At 49.4% G+C, this 13,776-nt stretch carries 12 protein-coding genes and 1 pseudogene; 9 read left to right on the forward strand and 4 right to left on the reverse strand.

Annotated elements, in window-relative coordinates; all coding sequences use genetic code 11:
- Positions 1-6: 6 nt before the first annotated feature.
- On the reverse strand, positions 7-1,383 hold the full coding sequence (locus tag HMPREF3140_RS26240; protein WP_004217775.1) for a pyridoxal-phosphate dependent enzyme: 1,377 nt from the start codon (positions 1,381-1,383) through the stop codon (positions 7-9).
- A 505-nt stretch (positions 1,384-1,888) separates the two neighbouring features.
- Between HMPREF3140_RS26240 and HMPREF3140_RS26245 the strand changes: the two genes are divergently transcribed.
- The 6 genes from HMPREF3140_RS26245 to HMPREF3140_RS26270 are packed head-to-tail and all read left to right on the forward strand — an operon-like array spanning position 1,889 to position 7,939.
- The gene (locus HMPREF3140_RS26245; RefSeq protein WP_070553176.1) at positions 1,889-2,761 is read left to right on the forward strand and encodes a ParA family protein; all 873 of its coding nucleotides are present in this window, start codon (positions 1,889-1,891) and stop codon (positions 2,759-2,761) included.
- Positions 2,761-3,144: a hypothetical protein gene (locus HMPREF3140_RS26250; protein ID WP_070553178.1), complete on the forward strand. Its 384-nt coding sequence runs from the start codon at positions 2,761-2,763 to the stop codon at positions 3,142-3,144. Before HMPREF3140_RS26245 ends, HMPREF3140_RS26250 begins: the two co-directional genes overlap by 1 nt.
- Positions 3,137-4,504 (forward strand): SPI-7-type island replicative DNA helicase, encoded by a 1,368-nt coding sequence (dnaB-PI, locus tag HMPREF3140_RS26255; RefSeq protein ID WP_070553180.1) that lies wholly within the window; start codon positions 3,137-3,139, stop codon positions 4,502-4,504. The genes HMPREF3140_RS26250 and dnaB-PI overlap by 8 nt, the downstream gene beginning before the upstream one ends.
- Positions 4,501-6,138 carry a ParB family protein gene (locus HMPREF3140_RS26260; RefSeq protein WP_070553182.1) on the forward strand — a complete coding sequence of 546 codons (1,638 nt, stop codon included), beginning with the start codon at positions 4,501-4,503 and terminating at the stop codon, positions 6,136-6,138. The genes dnaB-PI and HMPREF3140_RS26260 overlap by 4 nt, the downstream gene beginning before the upstream one ends.
- Positions 6,138-6,722, forward strand: coding sequence for a DUF2857 domain-containing protein (locus HMPREF3140_RS26265; protein WP_070553185.1), 585 nt, complete (start codon positions 6,138-6,140; stop codon positions 6,720-6,722). Before HMPREF3140_RS26260 ends, HMPREF3140_RS26265 begins: the two co-directional genes overlap by 1 nt.
- Positions 6,722-7,939, forward strand: a complete 1,218-nt coding sequence (locus HMPREF3140_RS26270; protein ID WP_070553187.1) for an STY4528 family pathogenicity island replication protein — start codon at positions 6,722-6,724, stop codon at positions 7,937-7,939. The genes HMPREF3140_RS26265 and HMPREF3140_RS26270 overlap by 1 nt, the downstream gene beginning before the upstream one ends.
- Positions 7,940-8,023: 84 nt before the next feature.
- Here the strand turns inward: HMPREF3140_RS26270 and HMPREF3140_RS29460 are convergent, their stop codons facing one another.
- On the reverse strand, positions 8,024-8,899 hold the full coding sequence (locus HMPREF3140_RS29460) for a DUF6708 domain-containing protein (protein WP_070553189.1): 876 nt from the start codon (positions 8,897-8,899) through the stop codon (positions 8,024-8,026).
- Between the two features lie 181 nt (positions 8,900-9,080).
- Here HMPREF3140_RS29460 and HMPREF3140_RS26280 point away from each other — a divergent pair, with 181 nt between their 5' ends.
- From HMPREF3140_RS26280 to HMPREF3140_RS29470, 3 genes and pseudogenes are all read left to right on the forward strand, one after another.
- On the forward strand, positions 9,081-10,409 hold the full coding sequence (locus HMPREF3140_RS26280; protein WP_004150900.1) for a WG repeat-containing protein: 1,329 nt from the start codon (positions 9,081-9,083) through the stop codon (positions 10,407-10,409).
- A 390-nt stretch (positions 10,410-10,799) separates the two neighbouring features.
- A pseudogene (locus tag HMPREF3140_RS29465) lies at positions 10,800-11,039 on the forward strand (DUF2321 domain-containing protein); the annotation flags it as partial.
- Positions 11,040-11,069: 30 nt separating this feature from the next.
- On the forward strand, positions 11,070-11,555 hold the full coding sequence (locus HMPREF3140_RS29470; protein WP_004150899.1) for a PD-(D/E)XK nuclease domain-containing protein: 486 nt from the start codon (positions 11,070-11,072) through the stop codon (positions 11,553-11,555).
- 75 nt (positions 11,556-11,630) lie between these two features.
- Here HMPREF3140_RS29470 and HMPREF3140_RS26290 read toward each other — a convergent pair whose 3' ends face one another.
- Both HMPREF3140_RS26290 and HMPREF3140_RS26295 read right to left on the reverse strand, forming a co-directional pair.
- Positions 11,631-12,332 (reverse strand): nucleotidyl transferase AbiEii/AbiGii toxin family protein, encoded by a 702-nt coding sequence (locus tag HMPREF3140_RS26290; protein WP_004227625.1) that lies wholly within the window; start codon positions 12,330-12,332, stop codon positions 11,631-11,633.
- 164 nt (positions 12,333-12,496) lie between these two features.
- Positions 12,497-13,582: a type IV toxin-antitoxin system AbiEi family antitoxin gene (locus tag HMPREF3140_RS26295; protein ID WP_004150897.1), complete on the reverse strand. Its 1,086-nt coding sequence runs from the start codon at positions 13,580-13,582 to the stop codon at positions 12,497-12,499.
- Positions 13,583-13,776 lie beyond the last annotated feature (194 nt).

Genomic DNA, 13,776 nt, shown 5'->3' on the forward strand with positions numbered 1-13,776 from the left:
AATTCCTTATTGTGCGACTCGGTTACGCCAGGCGGTCAATACATCGCTGCGGGTGACCAGGCCAAGAAAACGCGTGTTGTCAGCGATCACCGCCACCAGACCGCGATCGAGAATGGCCTGCAGTTCACTCTCTGGCGCACGCTTATCGAGAGTTTCAACATGGCGGCTCATCGCTTCGCTGACCGGCAGGGAGAAGCGTTGGCGATCGCCCTGTACGTGGCGGATCAAATCCCACTCATCGACGATGCCGACCACGCGGCCATCCTCCAGTACCGGCAGTTGGGAGATGTCATACAGCCGCATGCGGGTAAAGACCGCGGCCAGGGTGTCGTCCGGCGCGGCCGTGACGGTAGCGCCTTCGTCATGGCGCAGGGCGATAAAATCACTGAGATCGCCCTGTTCGGGGCGGGCGATCAGTCCTTGCTGGCGCATCCAGTCGTCGTTGAACATTTTGGACAGGTATTTATTGCCGCTGTCGCAGGCGAAGGTTACTACCCGTTTCGGACGGCTTTGTGCCCGGCAGTAGCGCAGCGCGGCGCTGAGCAGGGTGCCGGTGGAAGAGCCGGCCAGCACGCCCTCAACCTGCAGCAGCTGGCGCGCGGTGTGGAACGCTTCGCGGTCGCTGACGCGATACGCGGTATGTACCCCCTCCAGCCTGGCCAGCGGCGGGATAAAATCTTCGCCGATCCCTTCGACCAGCCAGGATCCCGTTTCGCCGTAGCGTCCGGTATCGACCTGATCGGCAAGGATCGAACCCGCCGGATCGGCGAGAATAAATTCCGTTTTCGGCGAGTGCTCAGCAAACCAGGCCTGAAGCCCACCCAGCGTGCCGCCGGAGCCGACGCCGACGACGATGGCGTCGATGTCGCCCTCCAGCTGCTGATAAAGCTCCGGCGCAGTGGAGGTGGCATGGGCCAGCGGATTGGCGTCGTTATTAAACTGGTCGATATAAAAGGCGCCCGGCGTTTCATCGGCAAGGCGGCGGGCATAATCCTGGTAGTAGGCCGGGTGGCCTTTATTGACGTCGGAGCGGGTGAGCAGCACCGTCGCGCCCAGCGCCCGCAGGTGAAAGATTTTCTCGCGGCTCATTTTGTCCGGCACCACCAGGATCAGGCGGTAATTTTTCTGCGCCGCAATCAGCGCCAGACCGAGGCCGGTATTGCCGGCGGTGGCTTCGATAATCGTTCCCCCGGGCGCCAGTTTTCCCTGGCGCTCGGCTTCATTAATCATCGACAGCGCAACCCGATCTTTAATTGACCCGCCGGGGTTCTGATTTTCCAGTTTTAAAAACAGACTGCAGGGCCCGGTATCCAGTTTGTGCAACTGGAGCAGGGGAGTATGACCGATCAGGTCGCTCACGGAATGAAACAGTGACATAACCATTTACCCACTCGTTTAAGATATTTTTGCATGCTAGAACTGTGAAAACGGTTATTTAAAGAATATTTCTCTGTCATTTAGCGCAAAATGGAATATAAGATGCTATTTGGCCATCTGGAGGGAAAGCAGGGCAGCCACCTGGGCGGATCGATTGCCAGAAAAGGGCGTTTTTAGCCGCTTTTAGCGGGAAAATGGCGATTTTGATCAGTGTGTTATCTGATATCTGAAAATGTATTTGCGAAAAGATTCTATGGAGAATAGGCCTGCGCTTGTCGTTAACTAGCAGCGGGCTGGCCAGGAGAAAAACGCAGCAGGGAAATCACGGGTTAACGCAGTTCGATGGAGAGTCCGGCTACAGAAAAGCAAAAACCCGCCTTTTGGGCGGGTTCTTTAAATAGTGGTGCCCGGACTCGGAATCGAACCAAGGACACGGGGATTTTCAATCCCTGAGTTTTGACGACAAGCTTATGAATGTCATTTGTAAAGCGAAACTGCAACAGGTGACATTATGCAAGTTATATCAATCATTTCAACTAAAGGCGGTGAGGGGAAATCTACTCACGCGGCTAACCTTTCTGGATTTCTGGCCGACGCTGGCCTAAAGACTTTGCTGATAGACGGCGACTACGCGCAACCTACGGCATCCAGCTACTATTCTCTGCGCTATGAAGCGCCCTATGGTCTGTATGAACTTCTCATGCAGACAGTCGATCTGAACGCCCCAGAGCAAATTATTTCCCATACCGGCGTGAGCAATCTGGATTTGATCGTATCTAACGATCCCCACGAACAGCTTAAAACCTCAATGATGCACGCGCCGGATGGGCGGATCCGCTTACGTAACTTGCTCCAGCACCCGCTGTTTAATGCTTATGATGTTGTGGTGATCGACTCACAGGGTGCGCGCTCTATTATGCTGGAGCTGGTATTACTGGCGACCAACCATACGGCGTTAGCCATGATAAAGCCGGTGGTGCCGGACGTTCGGGAGTTTCTACGCGGCACGATCCCGCTGCTGGAGGGGCTACTGCCATATCGTGGGTTCGGTATTGTATTGCCGCCAGTAAAGGTGCTGGTTAACTGTATGGACTACACCACCTTGGCAAAAGACGCGCTGGAAGCGCTCAGTAACATCATTGCCGAAGGATCTTATAGCAGCGCAGATATCTCCGTTAGCCTGCTCGATACCCAGATTTACGATCTGGATGTCTACAAAACCGGGCACAGTCTGGGGCAGCCTGCTCACCGCCTTGAATACCACACCGATCGCAAGAGCCTGCCTGCCGCACGCACGATGCATGATTTAGCCTGCGAGCTTTTCCCTGAATGGGCGGAACGGTTTGCCTCAGTTCTTCAGGTTCAGCCAAAAGGGGATAAATGATGCGCCAATCTTATCTCCCTCTTTTTCGTGCATTTTGTCTTTGTACCTATCCCGACCCAGCATTAAGGACAGACGAGATCATCGTGTTTTTTGAGGCTGAAGATCGCGTGCGGGCATCTAAAAAAATAGTTCGTCTGTTGGCGGATCTATGGGGATGTAGAGAGCCATTTGTCGAAGTCTGGAATCTTGAAGACGAGCATGAGCTGGTACTGTCGAGCGTTAACGTCAGTGTGCCAAGGTACTGGATGATGCTTGAAATTGGTTCCGGGCCATCCGGGCCAGTCTATGTTGACGTGAAGCGCGATGGCTATCCGCTTTTGTTGGTATCTCCCCGCAAGTTACAACAGTTGTATCAGGCGTTGGGGGAGGTACCCCATGAATAATGCCCAGCGCCTTTTACCCCCTCATTCTATCGAGTCTGAACAATCCGTTCTTGGCGGCCTGATGCTGGATAACGATCGTTGGGATGACATCGCGACGATCGTTTCCGCCGATAATTTTTACGTCCGTCCGCATCAACTCATTTTTAACGCCATGCATGACCTGTTGATGCAGGGAAAGCCCGTCGATCTGATTACGCTTAGCGAACATCTCGAACAGCAGGGTGTTTTGGAACAGGTGGGTGGCTTCGCCTATCTGGCCGAAATGTCGAAGAACACGCCTTCCGCAGCGAATATCGTTGCGTATGCAGAGTACGTCGCCAGCTATGGCCGTCAGCGCCAGCTTTTAGCGTTGGGGCACGATATTGTTGGTCAGGCCGGGGATGTGCGCACCGACGTGGCAATGCTGATTGATGATATCGAGCAGCGTCTGTTTGCGATAGCCGAGCAGCATGAACAGGGCGGCGTAGCCGATCTGCCAGAGGCTTACGGCCAGTTTCTCGATAAGCTGGAACAGCGTTGTCAGAGCCAGACGTCAGTAACGGGAACGCCTACCGGCTTTCAGGATCTTAATGAAGTAACCAGCGGTCTCCAGCCCGGGGATCTGGTTTTACTGGCAGGGCGTCCGTCAATGGGCAAAACCGCGCTTGGGTTAGCGCTATGCGAAGCCGCACTTAACGTAAACGCTGGGCCAGTGCAGGTTTTCAGTCTGGAAATGCCGGTCGATCAGCTTCTGGCGCGCTTTACCGCAATGTTGGGGCGCGTTCCGCTTCAGCATATTCGCAGTGGAGATCTGTCCGAAAATGAATGGGGACGTATAAGCAGTGCGGCAAGCTGCCTGCTGTCATGGAAAGATCGATTACTGATTGATGACAGCAGTTATTTAACGCCGACCATGCTGCGCTCCCGGGTTCGCAAGTCGGTGCGCCAGTTCGGACACCCTGCGCTGATTCTGGTTGATTATCTTCAGCTTATGCGCAGCCCCGGGCAGGAAAATCGCACGCTTGAGATAGCCGAGATTTCCCGGGCGCTGAAGTCGCTGGCGAAAGAAATGCGTTGCCCGGTCGTGGCGCTGTCGCAGTTAAATCGCGACTTGGAAAAACGCGCCAACAAGCGCCCCAACAACGGCGACCTGCGTGATTCAGGCGCACTGGAGCAGGATGCCGACCTGATTATGTTTGTTTATCGGGATGAAGTGTACGACCCCCAAACGATGGATAAAAGCGTGGCGGAAATCATCATCGGCAAGCAGCGCAACGGGCCGGTAGACACGGTAAAAGTACGCTATCAGGCCGATATTACCCGTTTTGAAGACTTCCCTTCCGGTTCTTACTGCTTGGGTTACGGGAGGGCCGCTGAATGAAAAGCAGCAATATGAAGGCGGCGTTGCTGAAACGGGGAAGGGAACCGGCTGCGGTTGGGAACATTGCCGTATTGCCGGTCGCTGAAATGCCAATGGTGCTGATGCTGGAGCAACTGCGCCCAAACCCGGATAACCCACGTACAACCCGCAATCCTAAATACGAAGAGATCAAGTCATCTATCCATGCCCGTGGTCTGGATTCGGTTCCGAAAGTGACCAAAAACCCTGACAGCGCCGAAGACGTTTATATATTCAGCGATGGCGGGAATACCCGCTACGCTATTTTGTCCGAGCTGTATCAGGAAACCGGCGACGAACGTTTTCGCCGCATTCAGTGCATATTCAAGCCATGGCCGGGACGTCTGAAATGCGTTATCGGCCATCTGGCTGAAAACGAAATGCGCGGCGATCTCTCGTTTATCGAAAAGGCGCTGGGCGTTGCTAAAGCGCGCTCCATTTATGAAGAGCAGTTTGAACGCAAAGTCACCCAGCAGGAGCTTGCGGACCTACTGACCGGAGAGGGCTATCGGGTTACGCAGTCTAATATCAGCCGTATGGAATATGCGGTCACGCACCTTTTCCCTCACTTATCTTCGCTGTTCTATATGGGGTTGAGTCGGACGCAAGTGCTCCCGTTAATCAATCTCTACAGCGCGGCAGAAAAGGGCTGGAAGGTACTGTGTCAGGAAAGCGCTGTACTCCCGTTAGCCCCATCGTTTGAGGTGGTTTTTGCCAGTGCCTGTAGCAGGCTGGAGCTGACGGCTCTTACCGATTACTCGCTGGAGTACCTGAAAGATGAGTTAATGGGTGAGCTCGTGAAAGCGCTGCCGGATCCCACAATCACTTGGGACCGTTGGCTGATTGAGTTGGATCCGGCGGAGCAGCAGCGTCGGCAGCTTTTTGGCAGCCCTGAACAAACTTATGCGCCCGAGCCTGAGGGGCCGCCAGAGCATGCACCACGGATTGCGTTACCGCCAGCCTCGCCAGCTAAATCACGCGGGTCGCAGCCACCTCCCGCAGCGGCGGAAAATAAGGCTCCCGCTATACCGGAAGTACTGGATGAGGGAGGGCAGAGGCGTTCTCCCGATCTTCACCCTGCTGCTAGCGTCGAGTTACAACCGGACATGTTTGGCGGTGAGCCCGTTTTGTCCGGTGAAGCATTTGCAGAAGCATCACCGGGCGCGTCCGAGCCGTCAGGCGCATTTCAAACCAGCGTCAGCTCCATTGCTTTTGCCGCCACCGGGCTGGAGCCGGTAGCGGATATCTGGCATATCCCGTCATTGCAGGATGATATTGAACATCTACAGGATATGGCGTTTCGGCTGGCGTTCGAGCTTGCCGAAGCGCTGGAGATCGGCGAACTGGTGATTGAGGAGAAATCGCCCTTGGGTTCCGGCTTTCGCATTATCGATGAGCCTATGTACAGCGCCCATTCGGGCAGGCAGCTTCTTTCCCTCTTTTCTTCCGACAGCGCCGCGCTGGCGGCATCCGCATTCTCTATGTTGGTCGTGGGAGCGCCTGAAGTGGGTGGCGAACCTCTGCTGGGCGATATCGCGGTAGTGAAATATTTCCGCCTGATACGGATCCTGCGCCGTTTGCGTGAATTACAGCGGCTGACCGGGGGAGGTGAATAATGACGTGGGAGGGGAAAACCATGATTGCAGGTATAGCGACCAACGCCCTGTTGACGCAACTGATAATGGAACTGAAGTCCGGCAGTATCCGCCGCTGCGAGGCGTTGGGTATGACTATGGAAGAGATTCAGGCGTTGAACCGGCTCAGCATCGAGGATTTGCATTACCTGATCAGCACGCCGGTATCCATTCTGACCGTGTGCATCAATCACGCCAATCTCAAAATGCTGATGGAACAGGCGCAGCGGGAACGACTGCGCGCTCAGCGGATCGATCGCGCGCTGGCGCTGGGTGGGTCTATTGAACTGATGCAGCGCTACTTCGGCTTAACGCCTGCGGAAGTCAGCACCCGACGCCGTTTAAGCGGCATCGAAACCCGGCAGGGGCGTTGCCATAACCCTTCGGAAGAAGAAGAGCTGGCCGTCTGGGAACAGTGGAAAGCCGCACAGATTAGCAATTTGGCTTCACTGGAGGCGCTTGATGAGATGATGTTGATTGCGGAACAACATGACATTTCCCTCACGGTCATCTGGACGTTGGCGAAAAGCTGGATGAAACTCTCTCCGTCAATGGGGAGGGCGTAGTGGCGTTTCCTGTAGACGGCGTTATCCAGTTCACGCTGAATAAGATGGATGAACGCATCCGGCAGCATACTGAAGGTGCGCTGGTGAACGAGCAAAGTGGCTTAATCTTTCTGGGGAACGTGCATGACGCCGTTCCCCGGCGACTTTTTCTGGATAGCCGTCTTTCCGCACTGGATAAGATGGCATGGGTCATGATCCGTTTATATGCGCAAAGTAACGAAGGAGCAGTCTTTCCCACCTATGACGAGCTACAGCTTCAGCTTGCCTCTCCCCATGCGGGAAAAGCGTCGCGGGAAACGGTAAGCCGCGCGTTATTAATGCTGCGGCTTACCGGCTGGCTAAGCCTGTGTAAGCGCGTGCGCGACGCTTCCGGACGCATTCGCGGTAATATCTACGCCCAGCACGATGAGCCGCTCAGCGCGCATGATGCCGAGGTTTTCGACCCGGGTTGGCTGGATGCAGTAGAAGAGGCCTGCCGACACAGCAACCGGACGGTTCGCCTGACGGCACTAGCGGTTCTTCAGGCGCTAAAATCCGATAGCGCAATGCGTCACCGTCATTCGCGAGTCGCCATAATTGAAGCGCGTCTTTCGGGCCATCAGTCACCTCAGGCGATGGCAAACTCTCGCCGTGAGCAGAGTGAACTGGCGCATGCACAAAACCGAACTCAGCCAGAATCACCCGGTTCGGAAACCGAACTCAGTGCCCAAATGGGGAAAAATAAGCCGGGTTCGGATCCCGAACTAAGCCGAAAAACAAGGGGTTGCGACCCAGTTCGGAAACCGAACCGTTACGTAATACGTACTTCTACACAATGTGTAGAAAAAAATACGTATACCGCGCCTGCGCACGACCCGGAACTGCGGCTGCGTTGGCCGACCGATCTTTTGGCGACAATCACCACCGCAGAGCGGGATGCTCTGGAGCCGCAGCTTCTGGCGCTGCCTGAGAAACTGGGCCAAGAGCTGCTGAGCGATGTGGGAAAACGCCTGCAAAGCGGCGAAGTGCGCAACGCGGCGGCCTACTTGATTGGCACGCTGAAGCGGGCGAAGCAGGGGCAGTTTAATCGCCTGCTAAAGGGGAATGAGACTCCGATGGTTCCTGAGCCAACTGAAACCGAGTCAGTTTCATCCTTTGCCGCTGAGCGAGCGGGGAGGGCCAGCCCTGACGCCGTCGCTGGCGTGATGGCGAAGCTGAGGGAGATGTATACTCAGTGATGATTGGTTAAAAAATAGGCTTTATGCGGGCCGCATAAAGTATGAAAAATAACCTCTTCTTTGATAAGGGTTACAATTTTGATGTCATTTACTGCGTGCTGACTCTTTGGCGAATTTATCTGACCAGACAACGGGTCTACCCCAGAAATTATCCCGATTCACCAGAGTATTATCCAGTTGGGTATCGTTGAAAGACATGTAACTGCAAACCCATACCCACTGTCGGTAAGGCGTTGCGCTGAGGCCATCTCCAGTAATGCTTAGCATGAACCTGTCTACTATCTGTGTGGTGCCGGGTGCACATACTACGCAGTAAATGCTGCGAGTAGTCTTATTCACGCCTTTAATACTGGTCATATAGTATGTTTCAACAGCTTGAATATCTTGCCAGTCAAAAACTTTTTCTATTGGGCGCGTAGGGAGAAAAAAAGGGAATTTAAATAGCGCGGTGATAGTTTCCGCCAAATGCCAGACGTGCAGGTTAACGTAATCATAGACGTAAACCTTACCTGTTTTACGGTTGAAACGTAATGGATAATCTTTGGGGGCGAACAGGAAGTAGTTAAAGGCGGTAAGGCTAATAATGAGTAATGCGATAAAGGTAACGAGTGCCAATACTAAGATACCTCTCCCCTTGCGATCTGAATCGGTGTAGCCCTTAATAATTTCTCCGATATCTATGGTACACAGAAAAAAAATCACGAAGGACAGCACGGATAGAGCCATAAGACCAGTCAATACCTGGAATAACAGGTGGTGATATCGAGCATTGGGACGGCGGCGCGAGATTTCGCAATAATCATCATTCACAAATAGCAATGTTTCATTGTGCTTCAGCTTATCGCTATCACTATTCAGGGCTTGCATAACGGAAGCGCTGTTATTCCATTTGCTGAGATCTTGGCTCCAGTGAGGGAGCTGCGGCGTATATTTTGATGCATTGATTTTTGTACCGTTCATGCATTGCTTCCTTTCATCATAATCATCGGTTCGGAGGGTTTGAATGATAGTTTATAGTGTGTTCAACTATAGGGAAAATTCTGTTCTCTCACAATGATATGAGGGATGAATGATTCCGTTGCGGACGGTATTGTTGGGCTCTAAAATTTGCCAACAATTTTTTTAATTACAGGGGGAAGACATGTTAAAACATTCATTGGCAATAGCAACGTGCTTGGCTTTTTCCAGTTCAGTCATGGGTAATGAAGCAAATTTGTTATATACCAACACGATGCAATTCCCTTATAAGCATAATGCTGATGGATATATGGTCTTTGACATTCATGGAAAGTTAGTGGTTCCGCCTGAGGGGCATTTTGATACGCTAAACTATATGGCGGAGCGATGGCTGGCTTTTTCTGGGGAAAATTTATATATATATGATGAATCTGGCAAGCTAATTATTAAACGCACTGGTCAAGATCCCGTATATTTAGGAGGTGATCTTCTATCCATCCGTGTCGATACAGGTAAACGTATATTGATTAACAATAACGGTGTCAATCTTTCTGAAAATACGTTTGATGACATTCGTCCTTTTAATCCTGATATAGCTGTAGCTAAAATTGGCGTTTACGATAAACATAAAAAAATTGATTATCGTTACGGCTATATAAATACTCATGGAGAATGGGTGATTCCTGCAACATATACTGCTGCGAGTGATTTTAACAATGGTTTTGCTGTAGTATCTAGAGACGAAAAACAAATAATAATAAATGCATCAGGCGATATAACTACTATTGTACCCAATAAAATAAAAATGGAACCTTTGAATAATGGGTATTGGTTGAAAACATTTTTGAAAAATAGTAAAGGAAAACAAATATCTATTAGTAATGAAATTATAAAAAATAAAGATGAGGTTGTGGTTAAAAATGTCAATCCTGTACTTGTTGCCAAAGATTCTTTTTATCTCTCAGGTGCTTATAAGAATGAATATTATGGATTGCTAAATACTGATTCAGGAACAGTCATTCCCAAGCTTAAAACTAGTGATTTTGATAAGGCTAATGATACCATAAGCTATATAGCAAATATCAGCAATGGTGACCTGTTTTGGTTAAAAAGACGTTATTCCTATAGATTATATAATTCACAAGGCTTAATGCAATTAGAGGGATATTATAATGATGTCAAGCCTTTTTATGGTGACCATGCTTGGGTCGTACTTCCAAATGAAAGTAATTGGGTTTTAATTGATTATTTTGGTAATGTTGTTAGTGAAGCTTGGGGGAAGATTGAAACCATTGCTTATGGTAATAATATCATCACCTATGCATATAAAGATGATGATGATCGGACCATGTATATTTTAGATTCATCTGGAGATGTTGATTACATTGAAAGGAAGTATGATATTTGGCAGGAAAGAAAGTGTGATAAAACCATCTCTGTGTTATATGATGATAAAAATAGAGTTATTTGGCCAAAAGATCCTTTAATTGAATGTTTAAATGGGTTGGATTGAAAATATATTTATAAATAGAATCCATTTTATCAACGTGGTAATAAAGTATGCTTAATCATCCATTTTATTTCCACACATTTTGAGATTTCCGAATTGGCCTGAGTATCAGGGTAGTTTAATCGCTTGCTAAAAGGAAATGGTATTCTGATAGTATCTGAGCTCCTCAGGAGCCAAGCCCGCTTCATCCTTTTCCGTCGAGCAAGCGGGAAGGGCCAGCCCTGACGCTAGCGTGATGGCTAGGCTGCGGGAGATGTGTGCTCAACGATAATTGGTTAAAAAAATAGGCTTTATATCGGTCGCATAATTTATACAGGAATAATTTGTAACATAGGGTTGGTGATTGGCATACTACTCCCATAAGGATAACTGGTTTATAAGTAAGGGGTTCTCATGGGACATTATGATATACAACAGGTATGCTTGAATGGTCATCAGGTAACTGCCAACTATAGTAGCTCACCTGAATTCAGGAGAGATTTCTGCGCTACTTGTGGGGAAAAAACGATTACGCGATGCCCTTCATGTAATCACCATATTCCTGGTGAGTATCAGGTTAGTGGCGCTTTTTACGTAGGGACGACAGATACTCCGGAATATTGTGAGCATTGCGGAGCTGCTTTCCCTTGGACAGAAAAGAAGTCAAAACTAATTTCATCTTCATTGAAAGCATCCTCTGTCTCTAATGACTATTTTGGTCTGGTTAAAAAGATCTGTTCTCGGTTTCATCTGGTCGCTAACCAACTGAAGACTAGACATAGTAATCGAGAGTCTTTAGTTATTAGCGACGAATATGATGTTCAAGATTTACTTCATGCCCTTTTACATATTTACTTTGACGATATTCGACCAGAAGAATGGACGCCAAACTATGCGGGCGGTAGTTCGCGCGTCGATTTTTTATTGAAAAATGAAGGGATCATTATCGAGGTCAAGAAAACGCGCGCAACCTTAAAAGCAAAAGATATCGGGAGTGAGTTGTTGATTGATTCTCAGCGTTATCGTTCCCATCCTGACTGTAAAAAGCTGCTGTGTTTTGTGTACGATCCCGATGGTTGGATAGCTAACCCCAGAGGGTTGGAAAACGACCTTAACAAAAGTGAAGATGATTTTGAAATAGTGACGCTCATTGTGCCCAAAGGATATTGATGTATTTGTTGGCCTGCCATAGGGATCCTGGGCGAGCAATTTGATATCTGCCCGCCCGGTGGTTATATACCGTACCTAAGATCTTAAGTTAAGAGCACGTAACCAGAGATCTACCTGACCAAATGCATCTTGTTGCCACTGTTCGGGAGTTCTTTCCCCAAGTAGTTTCGTCTCTTCAACAAACTTTCTGACGCTGGTTGGACCATAACCTTCCACCTCGTCGAATTTTTGTGCAATGTATCCGTATCCGATGGCCCCACTTTCTTCAGCAAGTATAGGGAGGCACTCTTGAGCAAGCGCTTCCGGCCCATCCTCATAGTTACGAACGCAGTAATAAATATCATAAGAATCTTTTTGTTTATGCCGACCATTGAGGGCATATCCTTTCATGGCCAGCAGCGCCGGTATTGAGCACACTGCTATTTCCACTGTATTTTTGCCACCCTCTGGCATGGCACCACTAATGGCCACCATCTCATAGAATTTGAGCGCAAGATCGGCACCGTCTGCGCGCTGCACGGCGAAATTACTTATTAAGGGTGGGGCATTTTTAACGAGTTCAGCATCTCTGGGGCGGAGAAAATCGATGATAATATCAATGGCAGGGCCATCGTCAGACGCAGGAATAGTACGCACTAGCTGAAATGCTCTGGTGACGCCCTCTCGCTGTTCATACCCGCAACCCTGCAAACTTTCCACCAAAGTGGCGTATTCACCATCGCCCAGCGCTGTTGAATCCAGATCCAAATCAATATCAAGCGTGCCGACATGCGGCATATCGTCATTGTTAAGAAGCAGCCAAGGTACCGCTCCTCCAATAACAGTGAATTTTCCTTTGTAACTGCCCAGGATCTGTCCTATCTCTATCAGAACGGATTTAACGGCAGCCGTTGTCCGATCTTCATAGTCAGCAGCTGACTGAGGTTCTCTTGTTGTCATAATTACCATTCCATCCATTCATTTCGAAGGTGTTCAGCGGCTTCTTGTCCCCGTTCCCCCTGAACTGTGAGATCAAGGTAGGTCTGTATAACACCTGTAGTGACAATTCCCGGTGCTGGCTCGATAGCATCAAGGAATATACCTTCATCGTTGGGGACCGTTATAGTTACATTGGCGCCCTTTGATGTTGTGCTTAACTTAAGGCCTGATATCAGCCTCTCCATTCCTTTCTCGTCGGCAAAGAAAAAATGCATCCCGGTACGACCATAAGGGGACAGCCACTGGGCGGCAGAAAATGAGGCCAAAATTGCAGATCCTTGCACTTCATCACAACCCAGTAAGTTGCGTAATTGAGACTCCAGCGCGTTGCCGTGCAAAGGTGTATAAAAATTTTTCTTCTTTCCTTGAATTGGGCGATAGTTATCCCGCCACTCATTCACAAGTGCCCCCGGCTTGTTCAGGGTAAGTCCTTCGCTGCTAATGACAGCCCATTCCCTTTCCAACAAATTTTTACGCACATTACTGGCATGGCCAAGACTTACCTTTCCTTCTTCCGACAGTTCGGTGACTTTCCAGGTTCTCAGGGGGTCATTAAGCATCATACGCAACACTTGAGCTGACTTCGGGCTAAACATTGTACGAAGCCCACGTTTTTCAGGCACGGGTTTACCGGGCATACGATGATCGATATAAACTCCTCCAAACTGGAGTTGTGCATTACCCTCCATGTCCAGAAATGCGATATTATTTTCCTGACAAATCTGTCGGGAATCGGCGGACAAATAGGGAGCGAGGAGGACAGGAGTAAGAATCTCCTCTCTGCCATACATATAAGACCGAAGGGTTTTAATCGCTGAGCGCACAAATCTAGGCTGGCCATTGTTTTTTGTTTCGCAGGCAAGCACGTAAGTTGTTTTATCTATCCGGACCTGGATAAGGTAGTCAACACCCTCATCCATGCTGGGACCATCTCCTATTATTTTTACCTTTTCAATAATTGGGATTTGTTCCAGCAGTGACTGTAATCTCAAGATAAGGGGATAGCTGGGGTCTTCAGCTAGTTTCATTGTAACCTCGAATTTCAGCATTCGTTGAAACCATCAATATTGATGAAATCAGTACATTGCTGATTTCTAAGATCAAGCTGATCTAATGGTTTTTTTCACTAGAAATGATGTTTTCATCATATGTTGAAACTAGCACTTTTAGTGAAAGTCAGCAATGATGTCACAAGCATATTTACAAATAAATGTGGAGGAACAGGCGATTACTGAAGGCTCAA

This window comes from Klebsiella sp. HMSC16A12 (genome assembly GCF_001808265.1).
GTDB lineage: Bacteria > Pseudomonadota > Gammaproteobacteria > Enterobacterales > Enterobacteriaceae > Klebsiella > Klebsiella pneumoniae.

What these genes read in the sequence shown, in the direction of transcription:
- HMPREF3140_RS26290 (WP_004227625.1), bottom strand. Translation starts at nt 12,332, where the DNA reads ATGCCGCATGTCGGCACGCTTGATATTGATTTGGATCTGGATTCAACA.
- HMPREF3140_RS26280 (WP_004150900.1), top strand. Translation starts at nt 9,081, where the DNA reads ATGTTAAAACATTCATTGGCAATAGCAACGTGCTTGGCTTTTTCCAGT.
- HMPREF3140_RS26260 (WP_070553182.1), top strand. Translation starts at nt 4,501, where the DNA reads ATGAAAAGCAGCAATATGAAGGCGGCGTTGCTGAAACGGGGAAGGGAA.
- dnaB-PI (WP_070553180.1), top strand. Translation starts at nt 3,137, where the DNA reads ATGAATAATGCCCAGCGCCTTTTACCCCCTCATTCTATCGAGTCTGAA.
- HMPREF3140_RS26295 (WP_004150897.1), bottom strand. Translation starts at nt 13,582, where the DNA reads ATGCTGAAATTCGAGGTTACAATGAAACTAGCTGAAGACCCCAGCTAT.
- HMPREF3140_RS26250 (WP_070553178.1), top strand. Translation starts at nt 2,761, where the DNA reads ATGCGCCAATCTTATCTCCCTCTTTTTCGTGCATTTTGTCTTTGTACC.
- HMPREF3140_RS26245 (WP_070553176.1), top strand. Translation starts at nt 1,889, where the DNA reads ATGCAAGTTATATCAATCATTTCAACTAAAGGCGGTGAGGGGAAATCT.
- HMPREF3140_RS29460 (WP_070553189.1), bottom strand. Translation starts at nt 8,899, where the DNA reads ATGAACGGTACAAAAATCAATGCATCAAAATATACGCCGCAGCTCCCT.
- HMPREF3140_RS26265 (WP_070553185.1), top strand. Translation starts at nt 6,138, where the DNA reads ATGACGTGGGAGGGGAAAACCATGATTGCAGGTATAGCGACCAACGCC.
- HMPREF3140_RS26240 (WP_004217775.1), bottom strand. Translation starts at nt 1,383, where the DNA reads ATGGTTATGTCACTGTTTCATTCCGTGAGCGACCTGATCGGTCATACT.